The organism is Arthrobacter sp. SO3, assembly GCF_020532825.1.
Taxonomy (GTDB): domain Bacteria; phylum Actinomycetota; class Actinomycetes; order Actinomycetales; family Micrococcaceae; genus Arthrobacter.
This window is the reverse complement of sequence record NZ_MQTS01000221.1, coordinates 1-698: the sequence shown is the minus strand read 5'-3', so window position 1 is coordinate 698 and position 698 is coordinate 1. Positions and strand designations below refer to the sequence as shown.

Here is a 698-nt window from a genome sequence, read left to right as displayed (position 1 = left end):
ACCATGAAGGCGAGGGGGCAGTACACTGCGGTGATCCAGATGGGGACGAAGATGGCCCAGGCGGTGAACTTGGTCCGGTCAGCGATGGCGCCGCTGATCAGGGCCACGGTGATGATGGCGAATGTTGCGCTGTAGCCGGCCTTGATCAGGTCCGGCGAACCGATGATGTTGCTCAGCCCGAAGCTGGTGAACGGGTCGCCGACCACGCCGAGGATGCCAGTGCCGGTGGTCATGGAATAGCCCCATAGGACCCAGACGACGCCGACGATCCCGACAGAGACAAAGCTCATCATCATCATGTTGAGCGCAGCCTTGGCCCGGGTCATTCCGCCGTAGAAGAGGCCGAGCGCCGGGGTCATGAGAAGCACGAGTGCCGCCGAGACCATCATCCAGATGCTTCCCGCAGTGAGTTCCACCTGCGTGCCCCTTCCTGTCGTACCGCCATACCGGGACATGTCGCCGCTGGCCACCCGATCCGGATTCAATCTTCGCCGGGCCATGTTTCGGTTAAGGGGGAGAAAAGTTGCGGGCACGTTACAGGAATCGCCGCGGCGTGAAGATCACGTGACAGCCATGTTTCGGGAATGTTAACGGGGCCTCTCCGTCAACCCTTACGGGTGCACCCACGCGGGGCCGGATCCCCGGAATGGCGGGGGCCCGCGGGGGAACGGGAGAAATTTGCGGTGAACCGCGGGATT

The 698-nt window shown here is 62.8% G+C and carries 1 pseudogene; it reads right to left on the bottom strand.

From position 1 onward, the window contains the following. Positions 1 to 389, bottom strand: a pseudogene (locus tag BJQ90_RS19360) (ammonia channel protein); the annotation flags it as partial. Positions 390 to 698 lie beyond the last annotated feature (309 nt).